Origin of the sequence: Haloechinothrix salitolerans (genome assembly GCF_042662605.1) — a bacterium.
Classification (GTDB): Bacteria; Actinomycetota; Actinomycetes; order Mycobacteriales; family Pseudonocardiaceae; genus Haloechinothrix_A; species Haloechinothrix_A salitolerans.
The window spans coordinates 4,676,557-4,700,101 of record NZ_JBHSXX010000001.1; the positions used below are offsets into that span (position 1 = coordinate 4,676,557).

General features: G+C 68.4%; 22 protein-coding genes. 13 read left to right on the top strand and 9 right to left on the bottom strand.

What is annotated here, in order from left to right; genetic code table 11:
• Positions 1-184 precede the first annotated feature (184 nt).
• Positions 185-1,537 (top strand): NCS2 family permease, encoded by a 1,353-nt coding sequence (locus ACFQGD_RS22190; protein WP_345403831.1) that lies wholly within the window; start codon positions 185-187, stop codon positions 1,535-1,537.
• 54 nt (positions 1,538-1,591) lie between these two features.
• Here ACFQGD_RS22190 and ACFQGD_RS22195 read toward each other — a convergent pair whose 3' ends face one another.
• The 5 genes from ACFQGD_RS22195 to ACFQGD_RS22215 all read right to left on the bottom strand — a co-directional run bounded on the left by ACFQGD_RS22195 (position 1,592) and on the right by ACFQGD_RS22215 (position 6,003).
• A complete protein-coding gene (locus ACFQGD_RS22195) occupies positions 1,592-2,572 on the bottom strand; it encodes an adenosine deaminase (RefSeq protein WP_345403834.1) in 981 nt (326 codons plus the stop codon).
• Between the two features lie 93 nt (positions 2,573-2,665).
• Positions 2,666-3,076, bottom strand: a complete 411-nt coding sequence (locus ACFQGD_RS22200) for a PIN domain-containing protein (protein ID WP_345403837.1) — start codon at positions 3,074-3,076, stop codon at positions 2,666-2,668.
• Positions 3,073-3,321 carry an AbrB/MazE/SpoVT family DNA-binding domain-containing protein gene (locus ACFQGD_RS22205; RefSeq protein ID WP_345403840.1) on the bottom strand — a complete coding sequence of 83 codons (249 nt, stop codon included), beginning with the start codon at positions 3,319-3,321 and terminating at the stop codon, positions 3,073-3,075. The genes ACFQGD_RS22200 and ACFQGD_RS22205 overlap by 4 nt, the downstream gene beginning before the upstream one ends.
• Before the next feature lie 48 nt (positions 3,322-3,369).
• Positions 3,370-4,374 (bottom strand): o-succinylbenzoate synthase, encoded by a 1,005-nt coding sequence (locus tag ACFQGD_RS22210; protein ID WP_345403846.1) that lies wholly within the window; start codon positions 4,372-4,374, stop codon positions 3,370-3,372.
• A 24-nt stretch (positions 4,375-4,398) separates the two neighbouring features.
• Positions 4,399-6,003: a PucR family transcriptional regulator gene (locus ACFQGD_RS22215; RefSeq protein WP_345403849.1), complete on the bottom strand. Its 1,605-nt coding sequence runs from the start codon at positions 6,001-6,003 to the stop codon at positions 4,399-4,401.
• Positions 6,004-6,139: 136 nt separating this feature from the next.
• Here ACFQGD_RS22215 and uraD (ACFQGD_RS22220) point away from each other — a divergent pair, with 136 nt between their 5' ends.
• The 9 genes from uraD (ACFQGD_RS22220) to ACFQGD_RS22260 all read left to right on the top strand — a co-directional run bounded on the left by uraD (ACFQGD_RS22220) (position 6,140) and on the right by ACFQGD_RS22260 (position 15,525).
• Complete coding sequence (gene uraD / locus ACFQGD_RS22220) at positions 6,140-6,652, top strand: 2-oxo-4-hydroxy-4-carboxy-5-ureidoimidazoline decarboxylase (protein WP_345403852.1); 513 nt, start codon at positions 6,140-6,142, stop codon at positions 6,650-6,652.
• On the top strand, positions 6,649-6,975 hold the full coding sequence (uraH, locus tag ACFQGD_RS22225) for a hydroxyisourate hydrolase (RefSeq protein WP_345403855.1): 327 nt from the start codon (positions 6,649-6,651) through the stop codon (positions 6,973-6,975). The genes uraD (ACFQGD_RS22220) and uraH overlap by 4 nt, the downstream gene beginning before the upstream one ends.
• 3 nt (positions 6,976-6,978) lie before the next feature.
• Positions 6,979-7,869 (top strand): factor-independent urate hydroxylase, encoded by an 891-nt coding sequence (gene pucL / locus ACFQGD_RS22230; protein ID WP_345403858.1) that lies wholly within the window; start codon positions 6,979-6,981, stop codon positions 7,867-7,869.
• A 5-nt stretch (positions 7,870-7,874) separates the two neighbouring features.
• On the top strand, positions 7,875-8,759 hold the full coding sequence (locus tag ACFQGD_RS22235; RefSeq protein WP_345403861.1) for an FAD binding domain-containing protein: 885 nt from the start codon (positions 7,875-7,877) through the stop codon (positions 8,757-8,759).
• Positions 8,750-9,235 carry a (2Fe-2S)-binding protein gene (locus ACFQGD_RS22240; protein WP_345403864.1) on the top strand — a complete coding sequence of 162 codons (486 nt, stop codon included), beginning with the start codon at positions 8,750-8,752 and terminating at the stop codon, positions 9,233-9,235. Before ACFQGD_RS22235 ends, ACFQGD_RS22240 begins: the two co-directional genes overlap by 10 nt.
• Entirely contained in the window at positions 9,232-10,608 is a 1,377-nt protein-coding gene (locus tag ACFQGD_RS22245; RefSeq protein ID WP_345403867.1) for an 8-oxoguanine deaminase, read from the top strand. Before ACFQGD_RS22240 ends, ACFQGD_RS22245 begins: the two co-directional genes overlap by 4 nt.
• Positions 10,605-12,920, top strand: a complete 2,316-nt coding sequence (gene pucD, locus ACFQGD_RS22250; RefSeq protein WP_345403870.1) for a xanthine dehydrogenase subunit D — start codon at positions 10,605-10,607, stop codon at positions 12,918-12,920. Before ACFQGD_RS22245 ends, pucD begins: the two co-directional genes overlap by 4 nt.
• A 77-nt stretch (positions 12,921-12,997) precedes the next feature.
• The gene (uraD, locus tag ACFQGD_RS22255) at positions 12,998-14,935 is read left to right on the top strand and encodes a 2-oxo-4-hydroxy-4-carboxy-5-ureidoimidazoline decarboxylase (RefSeq protein ID WP_345403874.1); all 1,938 of its coding nucleotides are present in this window, start codon (positions 12,998-13,000) and stop codon (positions 14,933-14,935) included.
• A 104-nt stretch (positions 14,936-15,039) separates the two neighbouring features.
• Positions 15,040-15,525 carry a nucleoside deaminase gene (locus tag ACFQGD_RS22260; RefSeq protein ID WP_390183322.1) on the top strand — a complete coding sequence of 162 codons (486 nt, stop codon included), beginning with the start codon at positions 15,040-15,042 and terminating at the stop codon, positions 15,523-15,525.
• Positions 15,526-15,602: 77 nt separating this feature from the next.
• Here the strand turns inward: ACFQGD_RS22260 and ACFQGD_RS22265 are convergent, their stop codons facing one another.
• Genes ACFQGD_RS22265 through ACFQGD_RS22275 form a run of 3 tightly spaced genes read right to left on the bottom strand, consistent with a single transcriptional unit; the run spans position 15,603 to position 18,542 of the window.
• A complete protein-coding gene (locus ACFQGD_RS22265; protein ID WP_345403879.1) occupies positions 15,603-16,541 on the bottom strand; it encodes a glycine betaine ABC transporter substrate-binding protein in 939 nt (312 codons plus the stop codon).
• Positions 16,538-17,485: an ABC transporter permease gene (locus tag ACFQGD_RS22270; protein WP_345403882.1), complete on the bottom strand. Its 948-nt coding sequence runs from the start codon at positions 17,483-17,485 to the stop codon at positions 16,538-16,540. The genes ACFQGD_RS22265 and ACFQGD_RS22270 overlap by 4 nt, the downstream gene beginning before the upstream one ends.
• Positions 17,478-18,542 (bottom strand): quaternary amine ABC transporter ATP-binding protein, encoded by a 1,065-nt coding sequence (locus ACFQGD_RS22275; protein WP_345403885.1) that lies wholly within the window; start codon positions 18,540-18,542, stop codon positions 17,478-17,480. Before ACFQGD_RS22275 ends, ACFQGD_RS22270 begins: the two co-directional genes overlap by 8 nt.
• Positions 18,543-18,981: 439 nt before the next feature.
• On the opposite strand from ACFQGD_RS22275, the gene ACFQGD_RS22280 reads away from it, so the two are divergent.
• From ACFQGD_RS22280 to dinB, 3 genes are read left to right on the top strand one after another with little or no spacing between them, the layout of a single operon-like run.
• Positions 18,982-19,554, top strand: coding sequence for a TetR/AcrR family transcriptional regulator (locus ACFQGD_RS22280; RefSeq protein ID WP_345403888.1), 573 nt, complete (start codon positions 18,982-18,984; stop codon positions 19,552-19,554).
• Position 19,555: 1 nt separating this feature from the next.
• Positions 19,556-20,749, top strand: a complete 1,194-nt coding sequence (locus ACFQGD_RS22285) for an FAD-dependent monooxygenase (RefSeq protein ID WP_345403891.1) — start codon at positions 19,556-19,558, stop codon at positions 20,747-20,749.
• Positions 20,750-20,787: 38 nt separating this feature from the next.
• Entirely contained in the window at positions 20,788-22,020 is a 1,233-nt protein-coding gene (gene dinB, locus ACFQGD_RS22290) for a DNA polymerase IV (RefSeq protein WP_345403894.1), read from the top strand.
• A 12-nt stretch (positions 22,021-22,032) separates the two neighbouring features.
• Here the strand turns inward: dinB and ftsY are convergent, their stop codons facing one another.
• Positions 22,033-23,523 (bottom strand): signal recognition particle-docking protein FtsY, encoded by a 1,491-nt coding sequence (gene ftsY / locus ACFQGD_RS22295; RefSeq protein ID WP_345403897.1) that lies wholly within the window; start codon positions 23,521-23,523, stop codon positions 22,033-22,035.
• Between the last annotated feature and the right edge of the window lie 22 nt (positions 23,524-23,545).

Consider the following 23,545-nt stretch of genomic DNA (forward strand, 5'->3'; position numbering starts at 1 on the left):
GTCTTGGAATGCATTTACCGGAATACGAAATCATAGTGGGTCACATCACGGCATCTCGTCAAGGTGGCCACGAACGATCGTCGCTTATCACAGTGTCACCCCGCTGGACTTGGACGAACCGCGTCCGTGGTGCAGGATCAGGGGCCACATCGCGAGATCATTCAGCACCGGCAGGAGGACGATCGTGACGTCGGACGACAAGGTCTCGGCCCCAGACCAGGGCGAAAGCGGCAATATCGTGGACCGTTTCTTTCGGCTAAGCACGGAAGGCACGACCGTCGGCAGAGAGGCCATCGCGGGCGTCACGACGTTCCTCGCGATGGCCTACATCCTCTTCGTCAACCCCAGCATTCTCGGCGAAACCGGGATGGACACCGACGCGATCTTCGTCGCGACCGGGCTGGCCGCCGCGCTCGGCACGCTGATCATGGGCCTGTGGGCGCGCTACCCTATCGCGCTCGCGCCAGGCATGGGCTTGAACGCCTTCTTCGCGTTCACCGTGGTGCTGACGCTGGGCATCCCGTGGCAGACTGCGCTGGCGGGCACATTCGCCTCCGGCCTGCTGTTCTTCCTCCTCGCGGTCACCGGTGTCCGGGAAGCGATCATCAATGCCATCCCCATCCAGCTCAAGCTCGCCACCGGCGCCGGGATCGGCTTGTTCATCGCCTTCATCGGGCTGCAGAACGCCGGTGTCGTCGTAGACAGTGACTCGACCCTGGTCACTCTGGGCGACCTGACCTCGGCGGGCACCGTGCTGACCGCGTTCGGTCTGCTGATGACGACGTTGTTCCTGGTGCGCGGCATTCGGGGCGGCGTGTTCTACGGCATGGTGCTCACCGCGGCGGCCGGGGTCATCACCGGCTACATCGACCCGCCTGACGCCGTGGTCAGCGGCGTGCCCAGCCTGGCACCAACGTTCGGCGAGGCGATCACGAACATCCCGGAGCTGTTCACGGCGCAGATGGCGATCGTGGTGTTCACGATGCTGTTCGTGGACTTCTTCGACACCTCGGGCACGTTGATCGCGATCGCCAACCAGGCCGGCCTGTTGCGTGACGGCAAGCTGCCCCGCGCGATGCGCGCGTTCACCTCCGACTCGGTAGCGACCATGGGTGGCGCGGTGCTCGGGACGTCGACCACGACGTCCTACATCGAGTCGTCCGCCGGTGTCGCCGCTGGTGGCCGGACCGGGCTGACGTCGGTGTTCACGGCGGTGCTGTTCCTACTGTCGCTGTTCTTCTCGCCGCTGCTGGCGGTGGTGACGCCCGAGGTGACCGCGCCCGCCCTGATCGTCGTCGGTGTGTTGATGGCGACCGGTCTCGGCGGCATAGAGTGGAACAAGCTGGAGTTCGCGATTCCGGCGTTCGTGATGGTGATCGCGATGCCGCTGACGTACTCGATCGCCAACGGCATCGCGCTCGGCCTGATCTTCTACCCGCTGATGATGCTGTTCCGGGGGCGCTGGCGAGACGTCCACCCGGCGCTGTACGTACTGCTGCTGGTGTTCCTGGCCTACTTCATATGGTTCGCGGCGTAGCCGGGTCGTGAGTGCCGATCGGGGGTGCTAACCCTGATCGGCGCTCACGAACGTTCAGCCGTTCCAGGCGTCGACCTCGACGAGCAGGCGCTCCTTGGTCTGCTCATCGAGGAACGACGCACGCACCGAGTTCTCCGCCAGCGCTCGCAGTTGCTTCTCGGTGACGCCCAGGTGCTCGCGGATCGCGGCGACGTTGGCCTCGACGTTACCGCCGAAGTACGCGGGGTCGTCGGAGTTGACGGTGACAAGCAGACCCTCGTCCAGCATCCGGGGCAGGGTGTGCTCACGAATATCGCCGAACACGCCGAGCCGGACGTTGGACAGCGGGCACACGGTCAGCGGGATCTGCTCGCGACGCAACCGCGCCACCAGCTTAGGGTCGTCGAGCGCACGGATGCCGTGGTCGATGCGCTGCGCACCAAGGACGTCCAGTGCCTCGCGCACGTACTCGGGCGGGCCCTCCTCCCCCGCGTGCGCGACCACCTTCAGACCCTTCTCGCGAGCGCGCTGGAACACCTCCGCGAACTTCGACGGCGGGTGCCCCACCTCGGCGGAGTCGAGCCCGACACCGATGATGCGGTCGAGGTACGGCTCCGCGGCCAGCAGCGTCGCCATGGCGGATTCGGCGGTGTCGTCCCGCAGGAAGCACAGGATGAGGCTCGCACTCACCTGATCACGGTATTCGTCGATGGCATCACACAATCCGGTGATGACGGTGTCGATCGATACGCCCCGCTTCAGGTGCGCCTGCGGGTCGAAAAAGATCTCCGCGTGCCGCACGCCCTGTTCAGGACAGGTGCGCAGGTAGGCGGCGGCGAGGTCGTGGAAGTCCTGTCGCGTCCGCAGCACGGCCATGTTCTCGTAGTAGATGTCGAGAAAGGACTGGAGGTCGGTGAAGCGGTACTTGGCCTCGAGCTCGGCGACCGAGTCGTAGGGCAAGTCGATGTGGTTCCGCTCGGCGAGGTCGAAGACCATCGCAGGCTCGAGCGTGCCCTCGATGTGGACGTGCAGCTCAGCCTTGGGTATCGCAGCCATGCTGCCAGGGTGTCAGAACCACCACGCGCGCGGTAACCGGTGCGGGTGAGGTTGTGATCACCGCGGCAAGAGCTCGGGGTTTGGCGAACGGTGTTACGCCCGTTCGTCCAGGAGGTAACGACACCGGTCCGGTTGCCCCGCGCGCTGCACCCAGCGCCGATCGAGCGTGACGAGCTCGACATCCGACCGTTGACACGCCTGCCAGATCAGCGCGTCGTGAATGTCGCCGCGCAGCCCAATCGCCGCGCCATGACGAAACACCTCGGCGTAGTCCTCCCGCGTAGCCACCAGAAGATCCCGGCCCGACTTCACGAGCGCCGTGATCACTTGGCCAACGGTCACCGGATCAAGTCCGAACGCTCGAGTCAGCACCGACCACGACTCGGCAAGACACGCCGCTGGCAAATGGGTCGCGCGTGTCATCGCACGGCGCGCGGGCGCGTGGTACTCATGCTCCGCAATCGTGGACGCGATGATCACGGACGTGTCGACCGCGAAGCTCACCGCGCTCCCCGGTCACGATCGATGACGTCCAAGACACTGTCGTTGGTGACGGCGGCGCCACCCAACGAGATCACAGGAAGACCATTTTCCACGGTCACATCCGGTTCAGGCGCGACCTTACGAATCGAGACACCCTCAGCTGACAGCATGAGTTCGACTTCGCCACCTTCCTCCAGTCGCAAGGCGCGACGAATCTCAAGCGGTATGACGACTCGTCCTGCCTTGTCAATTCGTGAAGCGGCCATCCGAACTCCTTCGCCGTTCCACGGCAATGGTAGCACAATGGCAACGGATTACCACTGACCCTGTTCAGGTGCTTCAGCGAGTTCCGCGCGGGTGCGGCGCAGGCGGTCGCGCCACCAGGCGACGCGGTCTGGATCGGTCTGCTCTGCTGCGGCGAGCCGGTCTTGATCCGGTGCCAGCGGCGTGCGGGGCACCGGCACGGTGCCGTTGACGGGCCGCACCGGCTCCGCCACGACGTCGTCCCACAGCAACGACGTCGTGCCGAGCCCGCACGCGAAGTCGAGCTTGGGCAACGCCCCCGCGAGCGCGAGCTGCGCACCGAGGCCGATGCTCGTCTCCAGCGCCGAGGACACCACGCACGGCAGTCCGGCCGCCTCCGCGATGCGCAACGCGCGCCGCACCCCACCGAGCGGCGTGCACTTGATGACGGCGACGTCCGCCGCGCCTGCGACGGCGACGCGCATCGGGTCCTCGGCCCGCCGGATGGACTCGTCCGCCGCGATCCGAACATCGACCGCGCGCCGGACGGCGGCCAGTTCCTCGATCGTCGGGCACGGCTGCTCGACGTACTCCAGTCCGCCTGCCGCCTTGTCGAGCTGGCGGATGTGGCGGATCGCGGTGTCGATGTCCCAGGCGGCGTTGGCGTCGACGCGGATGGCGCCGGACGGGCCGAGGGCGCCCCGCACCGCCTCGACGCGGGCCAGGTCGTCGGCAAGCGAGTCGGGATGGTCGGCGACTTTGATCTTGGCCGTGGCGCAGCCCGACGTTTGCGCGATGTGGTGCGCACGCTCCGGCTCGACGGCGGGCACGGTGCAGTTGATCGGTATTTCCTCGCGCACCGGCTCGGGCCAACCCACCGCGCTCTGCTCGACGGCCGTGGCCAGCCACGACGCCGCCGTGCGGTCGTCGTACTCCGGGAACGGGCAGAACTCGCCCCACCCAGCGGGGCCGCGCAGCAGCATCCCCTCGCGCACCGTGATGCCCCGGAACCGCGTCGTCATCGGGATCGCGTAGACGCGGGCACCGTCGAAGTCGATGTCATCCAGAGCACGCACGACGATGACGGTAGCCGACGACCACTACCGAGCCCGCAACGCGAGAAAAAAGTCCACCCGGTGCTCCAGCGTCGACAACGACCGGCCGGTCAGCTCCTCGATGCGCTTGATCCGGTATCGCAGGGTGTTCACATGCACGTGGAGCCGCTCCGCACACACCGTCCACGATCCGGAGGCGGCCAGGAACGCCTCTAGTGTGTCGATCAGGTCGGAGCCATGCCGCTTGTCGTAGGCCAGCACCGGACCAAGCACGCGGTTGAGAAACGTTCGCCGGACGTCGTCGGGCACCGTCGCGAGCAACAGCGCGTGGGAGTCGATCTCGTCGGTCGCCAGCACGGCGACGGTGCCGCCGCGCAGTTCTGCCAGGGTACGGGCCTGCCGCGCCTCACTGAGCGCCGCGCTCAACCCATCTGGTCCCGACGTCGGCAGACTCACGCCGAGTAGCAACCGTCCCTCCGCCATCGCGGGAGCGAGCGCGTTCGCCTGCGCGCGCAACACGTCCGTCGCGTCCTCCGAGCGCAGCGGCAGCAGCGCCACCGCCTCGTCGTCGACGGCCGACACGAGGGTGCGCCCGTCCCGCACCACCGTCGCGAGCACTTCATCGAGGATGCGGCAGGCGAGCTGCCCATCGGCTACCGGCAGCAGTGAGGCCGACACGGCGACATACGACTGGTCGGCCAGGCCGAACTCGGCGAGCCTGCCCGCGATCTCCTCGCGTGTCGATCGGCCCGACATCACCAGGCGGAACAGTTGCTCTGCCACGACGCGATCCGCCCGCCGTGCTTCCTCGATACGCTCCCGCTCCAGCGCGAGCAACGACGCGAGCTCCGTCACCGACTCATGCCGCGCCCGGGGCCACTCCCGGAAGTCACCCTCGCACGCGAGGAACCACGCGGTCGCGCGATGCTCACTGCGGACGTCGACGGGGAACAACGAGTACGCCACCGGAGCCGGGCCTCGTCTCGACGTCCGCACCGCCGGATCGTGGGCGAATCCCCTGCTAGACGGCTGATCCACCGTGATGACATCCGGCAGGCTCCCCGCCGCGAGGAACCGCTCGGCCAGCACAGCGTCGTCGGCGTCACCATCGACGCGCTCCGACGTCACCGGCGACCGCCCTGTCGCCGTACGAAGTACGCACCGGACGTCCGAGCCTTCCGTCCACAGCCGCAGCACGGTGTCCAGTCCCGCGCCCTCGGCGACGGCGGCCAGCAGCTTGCGCCTGCGGTCGAGCTGTTCGGCCAGGTCACCCTGCCGTTCGATGGTCAGCAGGTGGATCACGCGATCGGTGATCGTCGCGAACGACACATCGATCGGCACTTCGAGCAGCGGGATCTCGCGTTCCACACACGCGGCGACAAGATCAGGCGGCACGGTGCCGTACGCGGCGTCGCCAGCGGCGACGCACGCGACGCGACGCGCCGCCGTCACGGATGCGAACTCGGCCGAGTCGTCGGGACTACGCCGCCACATCATTCCGGTGAGAACGAGTTCACCGCCGTTCAGATAGCGGCCAGGATCAAGCAGGTCAGTGGTGTAGACCCACCGGATAGGCCGGTCCATGCCGACTTCGCCGGTCAACGGCACGAGATGCAGGTCGCTCATCTCGACGAGGTCCCTGACGCGCATGGCCGCACCGCCTTCCCCACGCCTCAGGCCAGCAGACGCTTTGGATGATCCTACAACGCCAGCGCCGCAACCAGGCTGGTCTTTCATGCCTCCTGCCACTGGTCGCACGGGGTAGGGGCTTGGTGTACTTCTTGCTATGGCGCAGCTCACATCCGACCGCGACGACCCGTCGCTGACCTGGCTCAACAACGCCGACCCCGAAACGGCGCGCGACGCCGTTGTCCGCTGCTGCTCCGCCCCGGCGTGGGTGGACGTGGTGACCGCGAACCGGCCCTATCGATCTTTGGATGATCTGCTGAACACGTCGGACGACGCTGTGTGCGGGCTCACCGACCACGACATCGAGCAGGCCATCGCGGGACACCCCCGCATCGGGGACACCTCGGGCGAGCGTTGGTCACGGCAGGAGCAGTCCGGCACGCATAGCGCGTCCGATGACGTGCGCGCCGAGTTGGCCAAGGGAAACGCCGCCTACGAGGAGCGGTTCGGCCGGGTGTTCCTGATCTGTGCCACCGGGTTGTCCGCCGAGGAGATGCTCGCCCAGCTGCGCGAGCGCATCGGCAACGACCCCGAGACCGAACGCGCCGTCGTGCGCGAAGAACTCCGCAAGATCAACCGACTGCGACTGGAAAAGCTGGTGCGTTCATGAGTCTGTCCACCCATGTCCTCGACAGCACGCGGGGACGTCCCGCCGCCGGGGTGCCGGTCCGCCTGGAGACCCGCAAGCAGGACGGCTGGATCCCGGTCGCCGAGGCGACGACCGACGACGACGGCCGGGTCCGCGAGTTCGTCCCCGACGGGCCACCCGAGGGCGTGCACCGGCTGGTCTTCGATACCGAGACGTACTTCGCCGGAGCGCGGACCTTCTACCCCGAGGTCGTCGTCACCTTCCAAGTCACCGACCCGGCCGAGCACTACCACGTACCGCTGCTGCTCAGCCCGTTCGCCTACTCCACCTACCGAGGGAGCTGACCCATGACCATCCAGCTTGGCGCGAACCAGTACGGCAAGGCCGAGACCCGCCTGGTGCACGTCACCCGGGGCGCGGAGGCGCACGAGATCGTCGACCTCAACGTCTCGACGGCACTGTCCGGCGACCTCGCCGACACCCACCTCACCGGCGACAACGCCAAGGTGCTGCCCACCGACACGCAGAAGAACACCGTGTTCGCGTTCGCCAAGGAGCACGGCGTCGGCGAGATCGAGGACTTCGGGCTGAAGCTCGCGCGGCACTTCGTCGGCACGCAGGAGCCGATCCACCGCGCCCGCGTCACCATCGAGCAGTACGGCTGGGAGCGCATCGACGTCGACAGCTCCCCCGCGCCGCATTCGTTCCAGCGCACCGGCCGCGAGACGCGCACCGCGATGGTCACCGTCGACAACTCAGCCACCACGGACGGCGAGCGCGCGTGGGTGGTGTCCGGGCTGAAAGACCTGGTCGTCCTCAACACGACCGACTCGGAGTTCTGGGGCTACCCCAAGGACCGCTACACCACGCTGCCCGAGACGCACGACCGCGTCCTCGCCACGGCTGTCAACGCGCAGTGGCGGCACGTGGACGCCGACAGCGACTGGGGAAAGTCGTACGACGCGGTGCGCAAGCACCTGACCGAGGCGTTCGCGACGACGTACAGCCTGTCGTTGCAGCAGACGCTCTACGCGATGGGCGAGCGGGTGTTACAGCACTGCCCCGAGATCGCCGAGGTCCGGCTGTCGCTGCCGAACAAGCACCACTTCGTCGTGGACATGGAGCCGTTCGGGCTGCGCAACGACAACGAGGTGTTCTTCGCGGCCGACCGTCCCTACGGCCTGATCGAAGGCACGGTCGTCCAGGACACCGCCCCCGAGCCGGGCCTGGCGTGGTGATGGCGATGGAATTCCTGCGACCCGCCACCTGGGACGAGGCGCTGGCCGCCAAGGCCGAGCACCCCGGCGCGCTGCCGATTTCGGGCGGCACCGACGTCATGGTGGAGATCAACTTCGATGCCACCCGGCCGGACTTCATGCTCGACCTGACGCGCATCGCCGAGCTGACCGACTGGTCCGCCGACGGCGACCGACTGCGCATCGGCGCCGGCGTGACCTACACCCGGCTGATCGCCGACCTGGCCGACCAGTTGCCCGGCCTGGCGATGGCGTCCCGCACGGTCGGTTCGCCGCAGATCCGCAACCGGGGCACCGTCGCGGGCAACCTCGGCTCGGCGTCGCCCGCCGGGGACTCGCACCCGCCGCTGCTCGCGGACGACGCCGTGGTCGAGGCGCACTCGGCGCGCGGGGTGCGGCATATCCCGATCACCGAGTTCTACACCGGCGTCAAGCGCAACGCGCTCGCGGACGACGAGCTGATCGCGGCGGTGCTGGTGCCGCCAGCCGACGGTCCGCAGCAGTTCACCAAAATCGGCACCCGCAACGCCATGGTCATCTCCGTGACGGCGTTCGGGCTGGCGCTGCATCCCAGCACGGGCAAGGTAGGCGCCGCGTTCGGCTCGGCCGCGCCCACTCCGCGCCGTGCCACGAAGGCCGAGGAGTTCCTGTCCGCCGAGCTGTCCGACACCGGCCGCTGGGACTCCCGCGCCGAGCTCGACCCCGCCGCCGTCTCCCGCTTCGGCGCGCTGGTCGCCGAGGCGGCGTCACCGATCGACGACGTCAGGGGCACCGCCGACTACCGCACGCACGCCCTGTCCGTGATGGCGCGACGGACGCTCGTCTGGGCGTGGACCGACTACCGCAGGAAGCGGGTGAGGACATGCGCGTGAAGTGCACCGTCAACGGCCAGCCGCAGGAGATCGACGACGTCTGGGAGGGCGAGAGCCTGCTCTACGCGCTCCGCGAGCGGATGGGACTTCCCGGTTCGAAGAATGCCTGCGAGCAAGGCGAATGCGGCTCGTGCACGGTCTATCTCGACGGCACGCCGGTGTGCGCGTGCCTGGTCGCGGCAGGCCAGGCCCAGGACCGGGACGTCGTGACCGTCGAAGGGCTCGCCTCCGACGACGAGCTGCACCCGGTGCAGCAGGCATTCCTCGACGCGGGAGCGGTGCAGTGCGGCTTCTGCACGCCAGGCCTGCTGGTCGCCACCCATGACCTGCTGGAACGCGAACCGCACCCGAGCGACCCCGAGATCCGCGAAGCACTGGCGGGTAACCTGTGCCGTTGCACCGGCTACGAAAAGATCCTGGACGCGGTACGGCAGGCCGCCACCACAGCCGCACAGGCGAAGGCGGGTCTGGAATGACACGCACGGTCATCGAAGGCTGCGCCGTCGCGACGGTGGACCCGGCGGGCACGGAGTACCGTGACGGCCACGTCGTCGTCGAGGACGGCCGGATCACCGCGGTCGGGCCAGGCAGGGCACCGGAGGCGCAGGGGGCCACCGGGCGAGCCGAGCACACCGAGTACGTCGACGGTTCCGGGTGCCTGGCCACCCCCGGCCTGGTCAATACTCACCACCACCTCTACCAGTGGGCCAGCCGTGGGCTGGCGCAGGACGAGACGCTGTTCGGCTGGCTGACCACGCTCTACCCGGTGTGGGCCGGGATCGACGCCGACATCACTTCCGCCGCGGCGGACGCCGCGCTGGGCTGGCTGGCGAAGTCCGGCTGCACGACGTCGACCGACCACCACTACGTCTTTCCCGACCAGAGTGGCGATCTGCTGGCCGCCGAGATCGACGCGGCCCTGCGGGTCGGCGTGCGGTTCCACCCGTGCCGAGGCTCGATGGACCTGGGCAAGTCGGCGGGCGGACTGCCGCCCGACGAGGTGGTCGAGGACCGCGACAGCATCCTCACCGCCACCGAGGCCGCCATCGACACCTGGCACGACCCGTCATCCGACGCGCTGGTGCGGGTCGCGGTGGCACCGTGCTCGCCGTTCTCCGCGTCCGGCGAACTGATGCGGGAGACCGCCGAGCTGGCACGACGCAAGGGCGTGCGGCTGCACACCCACCTCGCGGAGACGCTGGACGAGGAGAACTTCGCCCGCGAGCAGTTCGGCCGCTCCCCCATCGACTACATCGACGACCTCGGCTGGCTTGGCGACGACGTCTGGCTGGCGCACTGTGTGCATCTCGACGACACCGCCGTGAAGCGACTCGGCACCACCGGCACCGGCGTCGCGCACTGCCCGACGTCGAACGCCAGGCTGGGCGCGGGCATGGCCCCGGTGCGGGCACTGCTCGACGCGGGCGCGCCGGTCGGCCTCGGTGTCGACGGCGCGGCGTCCAACGAGCAGAACTCCCTCGGCGACGAGCTGCGCCAAGCCGCCCTTGTCGCTCGGCTGCGCGGCGGCCCGGCCGCGCTCACCGCCCGCGAGGCACTTGAACTCGGCACGCTCGGCGGCGCGCGCTGCCTCGGCCGCGAGGCCGACATCGGCTCGCTGGAGCAAGGCAAGCTCGCCGACATCGCCTTGTGGCGCGTCGACGGCCTTGGCCACGCCGGGATCGCCGACCCCGTGGCGGCGCTGGTGCTCGGCCCGCGCCCGCCGCTGGCGCGGCTGCTGGTCGGCGGCCGCACCGTCGTCGAACATGACCATCTGTCCACCGTGGACGAAGCAGAGCTCGCCCGTGCCGCGCGCACCGCGAGCCGCACGTTGCAGGAGGCGACATCATGAGCACGCCCACCCGCACCGACCAAAACTTGGGCACCGACATCGCGGGCGGCGTCGGCGAGAGCCCGCTACGCCCGGACGGCACCTTGAAGGTCAAGGGCGAGTTCGCCTACTCGTCCGACCTGTGGCTGACCGGGATGCTGTGGGGCGCGACGCTGCGCAGCCCGCACCCGTCAGCGCGCATCCGCTCCATCGACATCACCGAGGCGGTGCGCACCGACGGCGTGTACGCGGTGCTCACCCACGACGACGTCCCCGGCGACAACCTCTACGGCCTGGAACACGCCGACCAGCCGGTGCTCGCCGGTGACGTCGTCCGCTACCAGGGCGAGCCAGTCGCGATCGTGGCCGCCGACCACCCGGAGACGGCCCGGCGCGCGGTGAACAAGATCGTCGTCAGCTACGAGGTGCAGGAGCCCCTTGTCGACCCGGAGCGCGCGGTATTCGACGACACCGCGCCCGCGCTGCACGCGGGCGGCAACGTGCTGCGGCACCTGCCGATCCGCAAGGGCGACCCGGACGCCACCGCCGACGTCGTTGTCTACGGCGAGTACGAGGTCGGCATGCAGGACCAGGCGTTCCTCGGCCCGGAGTCCGGTCTCGCGGTACCTGCCGACGATGGCGGCATCGACCTCTACATCGCGACCCAGTGGCTGCACGTCGACCAGAAGCAGCTGTGCCGGGTGCTCGGCATGCCCGCCAACAAGGTGCGGCTGTCCCTGTCCGGGGTCGGCGGCGCGTTCGGCGCGCGCGAGGACCTGTCGATGCAGGCGCACGCGTGCCTGTTCGCGCTGCACACCGGACGTCCGGTGAAGATGATGTACTCCCGCGAGGAGTCGTTCTTCGGCCACGTGCACCGGCACCCAGCGAAGATGCGCTACGAGCACGGAGCCACCCGCGACGGGAAACTGGTCTACGTCAAGGCGCGGATCATCCTGGACGGCGGCGCGTACGCGTCAAGCACGCCCGCCGTCGTCGCCAATGCCGCCACGCTCGGCGTCGGCCCGTACAAGGTGCGCAACGTGTCGGTCGATTGCTACGGCGTTTACACCAACAACCCGCCGTGCGGTGCGATGCGTGGGTTCGGAGCGGTGCAGGCCGCGTTCGGCTACGAGTCCCAGATGGACAAACTCGCCGACGAGCTTGGCATGGACCCAGTCGAGGTGCGCCGCCGCAACGCGCTGCACGAGGGCGCCACCATGCCAACCGGGCAAGTGGTCGACTCCGCGGCGCCGGTCGAGGAGCTGCTTGAGCGGGTCAAGGCGATGCCGCTGCCAGCAGAGCCGGACGCGTCCGATGAGGACGGTTACGATCTGCGGCTGCTGCCAGGCGGCGTGTCCAACACCACCCACGGCGAAGGCGTGCGACGCGGCATCGGCTACGCCATCGGCATCAAGAACGTCTGCTTCTCCGAAGGCTTCGACGACTACTCGACCGCACAGGTCACGCTCAAGGTGAACGGTGGCGACGCCGTGGCCACCGTGTACACCGCGGCGGCGGAGGTCGGTCAGGGCCTGGTCACCGTGCAGCAGCAGATCGCACGCACCGAGCTGGGCGTGGAACGGGTCGTGATCCAGCCAGCCGACACCGGCGTCGGCTCCGGCGGGTCCACCTCGGCGTCCCGGCAGACGTACGTCACCGGTGGCGCCGTCAAGGCCGCCTGCGAGCAAGTCCGCACGCGGGTGCTGCGGCAGGCCGCGAAGAAACTGGACCTGCCTGCCAACCAGCTTCGGCTGCACGCTGGCAAGATCGTCTCCGCCGACGAGACCGTGGTCGCGGCCGTCGTCGACGTACTGGGCGACGAGGCGATCACCGAGACCGTCACCTGGCGGCACCGGCCAACCTATCCGCTGGATGACAACGGCCAAGGCAACGCACACGTGCAGTACGCCTTCGCCGCCCATCGTGCGGTGGTCGACGTCGACGTCGAACTGGGCCTGGTCCGTGTGGTGCAGCTGGACTGTGCCCAAGACGTCGGCAAGGCGATGAACCCCGACGCCGTCGTTGGCCAGATCCACGGTGGCTCGGCGCAGGGCCTCGGCCTCGCCGTCATGGAGGAGATCCAGGTGTCCGGCGGCACGGTGCGCAACCCGTCGTTCACCGACTACCTCATCCCCACGATTCTCGACATGCCACCTATGCGGGTGGACGTGCTCGAACTCGCCGACCCAAACGCCCCGTACGGGCTGCGCGGCGTCGGCGAACCCCCGACGATCTCATCGACCCCAGCGATCGTCGCCGCCATCAGGAACGCGACGGGCCTCGACCTGACCCGGGTCCCCGTCCAACCCCACCACATCACCGGTACCCCGTAACGGCACCGGTACACCGTAGCGGCGCGTCCTCAGCGACGTTCCGCGTCACCCTCGCACGCCCAATTCAGGGAGCGGCCATGTTCGGCAAGTCCGCAAAGAACTCTCCCCCAGCAGAACCGAAACACCCGGTCGACGAGGTGCTGCCCGTCGGCAAGATGACCATCTACGGCGCCCAGCACCTGCTCACCTTCTACGCGGGCGCTGCCATCGTCCCGCTGCTGGTGGCAGGTGCGCTCGGCATGAGCCAGCAGAACCTCGCGTTCCTGGTCAACGCCAACCTGTTCACCTGCGGCATCGCGACACTGATTCAGGCCATCGGGTTCTGGAAGATCGGCGTGCGGCTGCCGGTCGTACAGGGCACCACGTTCGTCGCCGTCAGCCCCATGATCGCCATCGGCTTGGCCGAGGGCGGCAGCGTGCCCGGCCTGCTGGAGATCTATGGCGCGGTGATCGTCGCGGGCGTCTTCACGTTCGTGATCGCGCCGTTCTTCGCGAAGATCGTCAAGTTCTTCCCGCCGATCGTCACCGGCACGGTGATCACCGGAATCGGGTTGGTACTGCTGCCGGTCGCGGCGATGGAAGCCGGTGGCGGCAATCCCGAGGACCCGCGGTTCGGCAGCATCCCCAACCTCGCACTCGCCGCGACGACGCTGGTGCTGATCCTGGCGCTGTACCGGTTCTTCCGTGGCTTCGTCGCCACCATCGCCGTCCTAATCGGACTCGCCATAGGCACTGGGATCGCGGCGTTGGCAGGCAAGGCGGACTTCAGCAGCGTCGCCGGGTCCTCGTGGGTCGGTGTCATCACGCCGTTCCACTTCGGACTGCCGACCTTCGGTGGCGCCGCCATCGCCTCCATGATCATCGTCATGATCATCACCTGTGTGGAGATGACCGGTGACACGCTCGCCGTGGGTGAGATCGTGCGCAAGCCGGTCGGGCCGGACGGCATCGCACGGGCGATCCGCAGCGGTGGGCTGTCCACCACCATCGGTGGCGTGCTGAACTCATTCCCCTACACGAGTTTCTCCGCCAACTCCGGGCTGATCCGGCTCACCCGGGTGCGCAGCCGCTTCGTGGTGGCAACGGCGGGCGTGATGATGATGATCGTCGGGATGGTGCCGAAGACCGGCGCTGTCGTGGCGACCATCCCGGAGCCGGTGCTCGGCGGGGCGAGCCTGGTGCTGTTCGGCGTCGTCGCCGTTGTCGGCATCCAGATCCTGCGCCGCGCCGACCTCACCAACGAGCGCAACGTCATCATCCTGGCCACCAGCCTCGGGTTCGCGCTGATCCCGGTCGGGTTCCCCGAGTTCTACTCGTTCCTGCCCGAGGCGTTGCAGATGATCTTCGCGAGTGGCATCACGATGGCGGCACTGTCCGCGATCTTGCTCAACGTGTTGTTCAACGAGATCGGCGGCAAGCGAAAGACCGAGAAGGCAGCCGCACCCCCTGCGCCTGTCGACGTCGACACCGTCAACGCGATGAGCGACGCCGAGTTCGCCGAGCGGATCGGCTCGGTGTTCCAGGGCGGCGAATGGATCGCGCAGGAGGCGGCGTCGCAGCGGCCGTTCGACGGCGCCTACGCGCTCCGGCGGGCGCTCCATACCACGCTGTTCGCGGCCGACCAGCAGCGACAGCTCGAGCTCATCCGCTGCTACCCCGACCTGGCGGGCGCGGCACTGGCCGAACATCAGCTCGGGCGAGAATCGCTGCGCGACCAGTGCACGGCGGGGCTACACCAGCTACCCCCCGACGAGAACGAGCGGCTCACCGAGATCACCGACGCCTACCGAGAGACGTTCGGGTTCCCGCTGGTGATCTGCGTGCGTGGGCTGTCGGCCAGTGAAGTCGTGGACATCGCGGAGTCACGGCTGCACAACCCACCCGAGCAAGAGCGGGCGACCGCGCTTGTGGAGATCGCCAAGATCGCCAACGCCCGGCTGAACGACATCGTGCGGGAGCGGGAGCCGGAGTCCGCCGAGGCGAGCAAGGCGGCCAAGGCAAGCATCGACGGCTGAGCCACCCGACCAACCCGTTGCCGTGCCGTGCCGCATCGGCGGCACGGCACGGCAACACCAGACGAGAAGGAACCGACATGACGCGATCCGAGACGGTGCCCCACATGGGGCCCGACACCGGCACCTCCGACTCCGGCTGGCTGACGTTGGCCGTGCGACTGGCGCGGGAGAACGTCGCCGCGGGCGGCGGGCCGTTCGGCGCGCTGGTCGTGCGCGACGGCCAACTGGTATCAACCGGCACCAACCGAGTCACGCTGGATCATGACCCGACCGCGCACGCCGAGGTCGTGGCCATCCGGGAAGCTTGCCGCAAGCTCGGCACGTTCGACCTCACCGGCTGCGAGCTGATCAGCTCGTGTGAGCCGTGTCCGTTGTGCGTGTCGGCGTCGCTGTGGGCGCGAGTGGACCGCGTCGTCTACACCGCCGACCGTTACGACGCGGCCAAGGCAGGCTTCGACGACCTCGCGTTCTACGACATGCTCGAGCGGCCCCGCGCCGAATGGTCGATGCCAGTCCGCGTGGTGTCGCTGCCGGACAGCCGGTCACCGTTCGACGCGTGGCTGGCCAACGCCGAACGGGTGGAGTACTAACCCGGCCAACGACGAACGGCCCCGTCCCTCAGCGTAGGGACGGGGCCGTTCGCGTCAGAGTCAGAGCGGAGCGAACCTCAGAGCTCGCCAGCCTTCAGCTGGTCGATGTAGTCCGGGTTGTCCTCCAACCACTGCTCGACCGACTCGGCGTTCTTCTCGCCGTTGTTCTGGTTGAACATGATCTCTTCCAGCGAGCTCAGCTGCTCGTCGGTCATCTTGAAGTTGCCGATCCACTCCGCGGCCGTCGGGAAGTCCTCGCTGAAGCCGCTCTTGCCGAGCGCGTGGATCTCCTCCGGGTCACCAAGGGCGTTCTTCGGGTCCTCAAGGTCCTTGATCGGGAATGCCGAGTACGCCCAGTGCGGCCGCCACAGGGTCACGACGACGTTCTCGCCCTTGTCGATCGCCGACTTCAGCTCGGCCAGCATCGCCGGCGTCGATGACGTCACCAGCTTCATGTTGTCCAGCCCGTACTCCGGGATCACCTGGTCCTTGGTGATCCGGGTCAGCCCTGCGCCTGGCTCGATACCGATGATCTCGTTGTCGAACTCAGCCGCGTTCTCGCTCAACTCCTCGAGCGAGTCGATCGGCGCGTCCTCGTTCACCGCGATCGTCAGCGGTGCGTCGTCGAACCAGGTGGCCAAGTCCTCCATGTCGTCACCGAAGCGCTGCCAGTAGTCCTTGTGCGTCTCCGGCAGCCAGGCGTCGAACGTGACGTCGAACTGGCCCTGGGCGACACCCGCGTAGATCGGACCTGGGTCGGCTGTCTCATAGCTGACCTCGGCACCAGCCTCCTCGAAGATGTGGCCCCAGAGGTAGGAAGCGGCGATGCCTTCCTCCCAGCCACTGAACACACCGATGGTGATGTCCTTGCCTTCCAGCGCGGCTTCGCCATCACCCCCTCCGCCACCGCCTGCGGTGCCGTCCCCGCCATCGTCACCGCAGGACGCGAGCACCAGTGACGCCGCCGCCAGGCCAGCGATCAGCTGCATCGCACGGGTAGTTCTCTTGATCTTCATGTGTCCTCCTTAGTCGTCCTTGCTCGGACCGATACGCGCCCGGCAAAGCGGGTGCGCCACCGTGATAGAGCCGAGCCCGGTGATGCGCCCGACCCCGTTCCGAGCGCTGCGGTCACCCTGTCCAGGTAGATCGCGAGGATCACCACGGACAGGCCAGCCTCCGCCCCAGGACCAATCTCAACACGGGAAATCGCCGACAGCACTTCTTGCCCGAGGCCGGGGGCACCGACGAACCCGGCCAGCACCACCATCGACAGCGCCAGCATGATGACCTGGTTGATGCCGGCCATGATCGTCGGCCGTGCCAGTGGCAGCTGGATCTGCCGCAGGATCTCACCGGGAGCACTGCCGAATGCGTGGCCCGCCTCGACGACCTCCTGGTCGACCTGCCGGATACCGAGCTCGGTAAGCCGGATGCCTGGCGGCATCGCGAAGATGATCGTGGCGATCAACCCGGGCACGACGCCGACACCAAACAGGATGATCGCCGGGATCAGGTAGACCAGCGGGGGCATGGTCTGCATGAAGTCGAGCACGGGCCGGACGACGTTGCTGACGATGTCCGAGCGCGCCGCGGCGATTCCGATGGGAATAGCGAGCACCGTCGCGATGACCACAGAGCCGAGGATGAGCGCCAGCGTCTCCATGGCGGGATCCCACAAGTTGAGCAGCGAGATCACGAACAACGCGGCCGTCCCGCCGAGGCCGAACCTCCAGCCGCGCGCGAGCACGCCGAGCACGCCGAGGATCAGGATCATCACGACGTCCATTGGCCAGATGAGCAGGTCCGCCAGCGCCTCGTAGCCACCAAACAAGACGTCGGACAGGAACTCGAAGAACGCCGGGAAGGTATCCGTCAGCCAATCGACGAATTGCTCGACCCACCGGCCGAGCGGGAGACGCCACTCTTCTATGGCCTGGAGCCACGCCTTGATGTCACCCATGGCTGGCCTCCTGCTCCCGGGCCTGTCCCTCGTCAGCTCTGACCATCGCGTGCAACAGGGTGCGCTCGTTGATGACACCCAGCGTCCGGTTGTCGCCATCGACAACCGCCAGCGGCAGCGGGTTGCGCTCGGTCATCGCGAACACGTCCGACAACAGCGTGTTGGCCGAGACCCTGCCGTACTGGTCGTGCGAGCCAGCCTGCTCGGTGACCGGTTCCATGACCGACGACGCCGTGAGCACCCTGGTGCGGTCAACGTCCTTGACGAACTCGGCGACATAGTCGTCAGCCGGTTCGCGCAATATCTCCTCCGGCGTCCCGATCTGCACGATCCTGCCCGCACGCATCACGGCGATTCGGTCACCGAGCCGCATCGCCTCGTTGAGATCGTGCGTGATGAACACGATCGTCTTGTTCAGCCGGTGCTGCAAGTCAATGAGCTGATCCTGCATCTCACGACGGATCAGCGGATCGAGCGCGGAGAACGCCTCGTCCATCAGCATGATGTCGGTCTCGGCCGCCAGCGCCCGCGCCAGACCGACGCGCTGCTTCATACCGCCAGACAGCTGGCTCGGCAGCCGGTCCTCCCAGCCGGACAAGCCAACGAGGTTGAGCGCGTCGCGTCCCTTCTCGTCGCGAGTCTCTTTGTCGAAGCCGCGCACCTTAAGCGCGTACGCGGCGTTCTCCAACACTGTCCGGTGCGGCAGCAGCGCGAAGTGCTGGAACACCATGCTCATTTCCTCGGAGCGCAGCTGGCGCAGCTCCTTCGCTCCCAGCATGGAGACGTCCCTGTCTCCAACGTGGACATGTCCCGCCGACGGCGTCAGCAGACCGTTGAGCATGCGGATGAGCGTCGACTTGCCTGAGCCGGACAGTCCCATCACGACGAAGATCTCACCGGGTTGGACCTCGAAGCTCACGTCGATCACGGCGGGCGTCGCGCCACGGGCGACGACGTCTTCCGTACTCGCGCCCTCGTCCAGCTGGCGCACCACATCGTCGGGGCGCCTGCCGAACACTTTGTAGAGCCCTTCGGCTCTGATAGCGGCCACGAACACACCTCCCGGGCCGGTAGGTTAGACGGACCGAGTGGATCATGCCAGTTCCGCCTATCGTGGTTCTCCACGACGGTACATCGGCATATCAGACGTTTCGAGCTCACGGGCCCGTAACGCCCCGTCCAAGCGTGAACCGCAACCGCATCGCAACACCCATGTTCACAGGCGTACTCATGACGCCGCTTGCCGGACCACGCGCGCTCCCCCATTCGCCACCACGCTCAGTCACGCTCGCCGCCACGACGCCACCAGTGCCAGCCGACGTGCTCACTAAGAGTTACAGCAGTGTTATCGCCGCGACCTGCCAGCACGCGACTGATCGCGACCGGTCGCACCGTCGCCGTTACCGAGCGCCCATCCGCATTCCATTGTCGACACCACGCACCCGCGTGCGCTACTGTTTGGGCAGTCGTCCAGGTCGATCGTCCAAGGAGGGTGCATGGTCACGTCGGCGGAGCGTGGCAAACAGGTGCGGCAGCAGTTGCTCACCGCCGCGCTCGAGCTGATCCCGGAGCGCGGCTGGCTCGCCGTCAGCACCCGGCAACTCGCCGAGCGGGCAGGGGTCGCCCCGGGACTGGTCCACTACCACTTCGACTCGCTGCCCGCGCTGCTGCGGGTGGCGGCAGTTGGTGCGATGCGGGAAACGGTGTCCGAGGTCGAGGACGTGCTCACCGAGGCGACCGACGCGGCAACCGGCCTCGACCTGATGCTGCGCGCGCTGGACGACTACACGGGGACCGACCCGACGTCGCTGCTATTCGTTGAGACCTATCTCGCCGCCACGCGCGACGAGGCGCTGCGCGCCGACCTCGCCGACGTGCTGGCGGGTTTCCGAGACCGGCTCACCCATTGGCTCGACGGCATAGGCACACCCGATCCGGCGAACACGGCGGCCGTGCTCGCGGCGAGCATCGACGGCTTGCTGCTGCACCGGGCGCTGCATCCGGACCTGACCGCACGCGCGGTGTCACCCGTGCTGCTGCGCGTGCTCACCGCGAGAGAGGGGAACTGACATGCGAGTGGTGATCTGCGGCGCAGGCATCGCAGGGCTGGCCCTGGGGAACCTGCTGAGCGAACGCGACTGGGACGTCACGATCGTCGACCGCGCGCCAGCGCCGCGCACGGCGGGCTACATGGTGGACTTCTTCGGCCTCGGTTATGACGCGGCCGAGCGGATGGGCCTGCTGCCGAGGCTCACCGAACTGGGTTACGACGTGCCGGGCGCGAACTTCGTCGACAACGCCGGGCGCGTACGGGCGCGGCTCAGCTACGAGCGGTTCGCCCGCGCCGTCGACGGCAAGCTGTTGTCAATCATGCGGCCGGATCTGGAGCTGGCACTGCGGGAGCGGTTGCCCGACGCGGTCGACCTGCGCTACGCCACCACGGTGTCCGCGATCGATGAACGCGAGAGCGCGGTCGCGGTCGGGCTGTCGGACGGCAGCGACATCGAGGCCGACCTGCTGGTGGGCGCGGACGGCATCCACTCCGTCGTGCGCGGCATGATGTTCGGCGACGAACAGCGGTTCTTCCGCTATCTCGGGATGCAGACCGCCGCGTACACGTTCGACGCGCCCGAGGTGCACGCGCAACTAGGCGACAGCTTCGCGCTGACGGAAACGTCGCGGCGGATGATGGGCTGCTACGCGCTGCGCGACGGCACGGTCGCGGTGTTCGCCACCCACTACCGCGACGACCCCGCGCTACCCGGCGACATCCCGGCGTTCCTGCGGGCGGAGTACGGCTCGCTCGGCTGGATCGTGCCGACCGCGCTGGCGCGGATGCCGGAGGCGCACGAGGTCTACTACGACCAGGTCGCGCAGGTCGACGTCCCCCAGTGGAGTACCGGTCGGGTCACCCTGATCGGGGACGCCTGCCAGGCGGTCTCGCTGCTGGCGGGGCAGGGCGCTTCGCTCGCGATGGCGGGAGCGTACGTGCTGGCGGCATGCCTGGCCGATGCGTCGTCGGTGACCGGAGCGCTACGGCGGTACGAGACGCACTGGCGGCCCGTCGTCGTTGAGAAGCAGGCTGCGGGACGTCGCGGTGCCGAGTGGTTCCTGCCGACATCACGCGCCAGGGTGTATGCGCGCAGGGTGATGCTAGGGCTGGCGGTACTGCCGGGGATGGAGTCGCTGCTCGGTTCGTCACTGGTCGGGAAGAACGCCGTGCGGCTCGACGACCTCAGCGCCGAACGGCTGACGACGAGCTGAGCGCGACCCCTGGGATTGTCGGTGGTTGATGCGAACATGTGTTCGTGTCAGCACGGCCGAGTGAAGCAACAATCCTGCACGCCGACCTGGACGCGTTCTTCGCGTCGGTCGAGCAGCGTGACGATCCCGCGTTGCGGGGACGTCCAGTGCTTGTTGGCGGCGGGGTGGTGCTCGCGGCGAGCTACGAGGCGCGGGCGTACGGGGTGCGCGGCGCGATGGGCGGGGCACAGGCGCGGCGGCTGTGTCCACATGCGGTGATCGTGCCGCCTCGGATGTCGGCGTACGCCGAGGCGAGCAAGGCGGTGTTCGACGTCTTCGACCGGACCAGCCCGCATGTCGAGGGGCTGTCGATCGACGAGGCGTTCCTCGAGGTGTCCGGGCTCCGGAACATCGCGGGCAGCCCAACCGACATCGCCGCACGGCTGCGACGCGAGGTGCGGGAGCGGGTCGGGCTGCCGATCACGGTGGGCGTGGCGCGCACGAAGTTCCTGGCGAAGGTGGCCAGCGGCGTGGCCAAGCCGGACGGTTTGCTGGTGGTCGAACCGGACGCCGAGCTGGACTTCCTGCACCGGCTTTCGGTCGGGAAGCTGTGGGGCGTCGGCCCGGTGACCGAGGCGAGGCTGCGCGATCGGGGAATGCACACAGTTGGGGACGTCGCCCGCTACAGCGAGGCCGCGCTGACGGCGCTGCTCGGGACCACGACGGGACGGCATCTCCACCGGCTGGCGCACAATCATGATCCGCGTCCCGTCCTGCGGCGCAAGCGGCGCGGGTCGATCGGGGCACAGCGCGCGCTGGGCAGGACACCGAAGACGTCCGACGACATCGACGCCGCACTGACCGGGCTGGTCGAACGGGTGTGTCGCCGGATGCGCCGGGCGGATCGTCGCGGTCGCACCGTGGTGCTGCGGCTACGGTTCGACGACTACACGCGCGCGACCCGCTCGCACACCCTGGCGGCGCCGACCGCCAGGACATCGCTTGTGCTAGCCACGGTGCGGCACCTGCTGCGGGAGGTGATGCCACGCGTCGACCGCCAGGGGCTAACGCTGATCGGGGTAGCGGTGGCCAACCTCAGCGACGAGGCGTCCGCGCAGCTGGAGCTACCGTTCTGGAACGCCGAGGCCAGGACGTGTGCCGACACCCACTCCTGGGTTGACGTCGATCCCGTGCTGGACCACGTCCGCGAGCGCTTCGGCGTCGAGGCCATCACCCGAGGCACCCTGCTCGGGCGCTCCCCCGGCGTCGCTATGCCGACCCTGCCGGATTGACCGACGCGAGCCTCACTCAAGCAGCGCGTCGACGAACGCCTCCGGCTCGAAGGGTGCCAGGTCGTCCGGCCCCTCGCCGAGGCCGACGAGCTTGACCGGGACGCCGAGCTCGCGCTGCACCTGAAACACGATGCCGCCCTTGGCGGTGCCGTCGAGCTTGGTCAGCACGATGCCGGTGACGTCAACGACCTCGCCGAACACCCGTGCCTGCATCAGGCCGTTCTGGCCAGTGGTCGCGTCGAGCACAAGCAGCACCTCATCGACGCGGGCCTGCTTCTCCACGACGCGCTTGACCTTGCCCAGCTCGTCCATCAGGCCGGTCTTGGTGTGCAGCCTGCCCGCGGTGTCGACGAGGACGGCGTCCACCCCGGCGTCGGTGCCGCGCTTGACCGCGTCGAACGCGACCGAAGCCGGGTCGGCACCCTCCTTGCCGCGCACGACCTCCGCTCCGACGCGCTCCGACCAGGTCTGCAACTGGTCGGCGGCCGCCGCGCGGAAGGTGTCGGCCGCGCCAAGCACGACCTTGTGGTCCTGGCCGACGAGCACACGAGCGAGCTTGCCGGTCGTGGTCGTCTTGCCGGTGCCGTTGACGCCCGCGATCAGCACGACGGCGGGTCGTTTGCTCCCGTCAACCTCGTGCGGCAACGCGCGCACCGACCGCTCCAACTCCGGGTGCAGCGCCTTGATCAGCACCTCCCGCAGCACCGCACGCGCCTGTTCGGACGACCGCACGCCGCGCGTGTGCAGCTCCTCGCGCAACTGGGTGACGATCTCGGTCGTGGTCGCCGCGCCCAGGTCGGCGACAAGCAGCGTGTCCTCGACCTCTTCCCAGGAATCTTCGTCCAGGTCGCCCGCGCCGAGCAGCCCGACGAGGCTCTGCCCGAACGCCGACCGCGACTTCGACAGCTTGCCACGCAACCGTCCGAGCCTGCCCGACGGCGGTTCGATCTCCTCAAGGGGCGCGGGCACGGCCTGCGGTGCGGGTTCCGGCGCCGCTTGGCGCTCAGGCGCCTCGGTGTCGGTGGGGCGCTCGGGCGCGGCTTCCGGGGCCGTGTCGACCTTCGGGGCGGTCTCCGTTGGCCGCTCTGCGTCCGTTGCTTCCGCCGGGGGCCCGGCGGACGGCTGCTCGGTGTCGGCTTCCGCCGCGCCCTCGACGTCTGCCCGCTGTTCGCTGGGCAGCGTGACGTCGACGATGCCACGCCGCGCCGAGTCGCGGGGCACGGCAGCGTCGTCCCCGACGCCGGGCTCGCCGTCGACCTCGGTGCGGTCTTCGACCGGGTGGTCCGGCGGAGTGCCGCTCTGTCGCTGTTCCGTGCCGCCAGGTGCTAGCGCGATACCGCCACCGGCGCTATAACCCCGCCCAGACGGGGTGCCTCCCTCGTCGCCGCGCCGCGCCTCGCGCAAGCTGACCTTGCGCTTGCGGGCGAGCGTGAATCCCGCGACGAGCGCGACCGTCAGCAGGAGGACGACGACGAGGATGACCCATAACCAGAGGTTGTTCATCACAAACCCATCCTCGCATCCG

Coding starts and splice junctions, on each gene's coding strand:
- ACFQGD_RS22195 (WP_345403834.1), bottom strand. CDS start 2,572: ATGGCTGCGATACCCAAGGCTGAGCTGCACGTCCACATCGAGGGCACG.
- ACFQGD_RS22205 (WP_345403840.1), bottom strand. CDS start 3,321: ATGGCCGCTTCACGAATTGACAAGGCAGGACGAGTCGTCATACCGCTT.
- ACFQGD_RS22215 (WP_345403849.1), bottom strand. CDS start 6,003: ATGCGCGTCAGGGACCTCGTCGAGATGAGCGACCTGCATCTCGTGCCG.
- uraD (WP_345403852.1), top strand. CDS start 6,140: ATGGCGCAGCTCACATCCGACCGCGACGACCCGTCGCTGACCTGGCTC.
- uraH (WP_345403855.1), top strand. CDS start 6,649: ATGAGTCTGTCCACCCATGTCCTCGACAGCACGCGGGGACGTCCCGCC.
- pucL (WP_345403858.1), top strand. CDS start 6,979: ATGACCATCCAGCTTGGCGCGAACCAGTACGGCAAGGCCGAGACCCGC.
- ACFQGD_RS22235 (WP_345403861.1), top strand. CDS start 7,875: ATGGAATTCCTGCGACCCGCCACCTGGGACGAGGCGCTGGCCGCCAAG.
- ACFQGD_RS22240 (WP_345403864.1), top strand. CDS start 8,750: ATGCGCGTGAAGTGCACCGTCAACGGCCAGCCGCAGGAGATCGACGAC.
- ACFQGD_RS22245 (WP_345403867.1), top strand. CDS start 9,232: ATGACACGCACGGTCATCGAAGGCTGCGCCGTCGCGACGGTGGACCCG.
- pucD (WP_345403870.1), top strand. CDS start 10,605: ATGAGCACGCCCACCCGCACCGACCAAAACTTGGGCACCGACATCGCG.
- uraD (WP_345403874.1), top strand. CDS start 12,998: ATGTTCGGCAAGTCCGCAAAGAACTCTCCCCCAGCAGAACCGAAACAC.
- ACFQGD_RS22260 (WP_390183322.1), top strand. CDS start 15,040: ATGGGGCCCGACACCGGCACCTCCGACTCCGGCTGGCTGACGTTGGCC.
- ACFQGD_RS22265 (WP_345403879.1), bottom strand. CDS start 16,541: ATGAAGATCAAGAGAACTACCCGTGCGATGCAGCTGATCGCTGGCCTG.
- ACFQGD_RS22270 (WP_345403882.1), bottom strand. CDS start 17,485: ATGGGTGACATCAAGGCGTGGCTCCAGGCCATAGAAGAGTGGCGTCTC.
- ACFQGD_RS22280 (WP_345403888.1), top strand. CDS start 18,982: ATGGTCACGTCGGCGGAGCGTGGCAAACAGGTGCGGCAGCAGTTGCTC.
- ACFQGD_RS22285 (WP_345403891.1), top strand. CDS start 19,556: ATGCGAGTGGTGATCTGCGGCGCAGGCATCGCAGGGCTGGCCCTGGGG.
- ftsY (WP_345403897.1), bottom strand. CDS start 23,523: ATGAACAACCTCTGGTTATGGGTCATCCTCGTCGTCGTCCTCCTGCTG.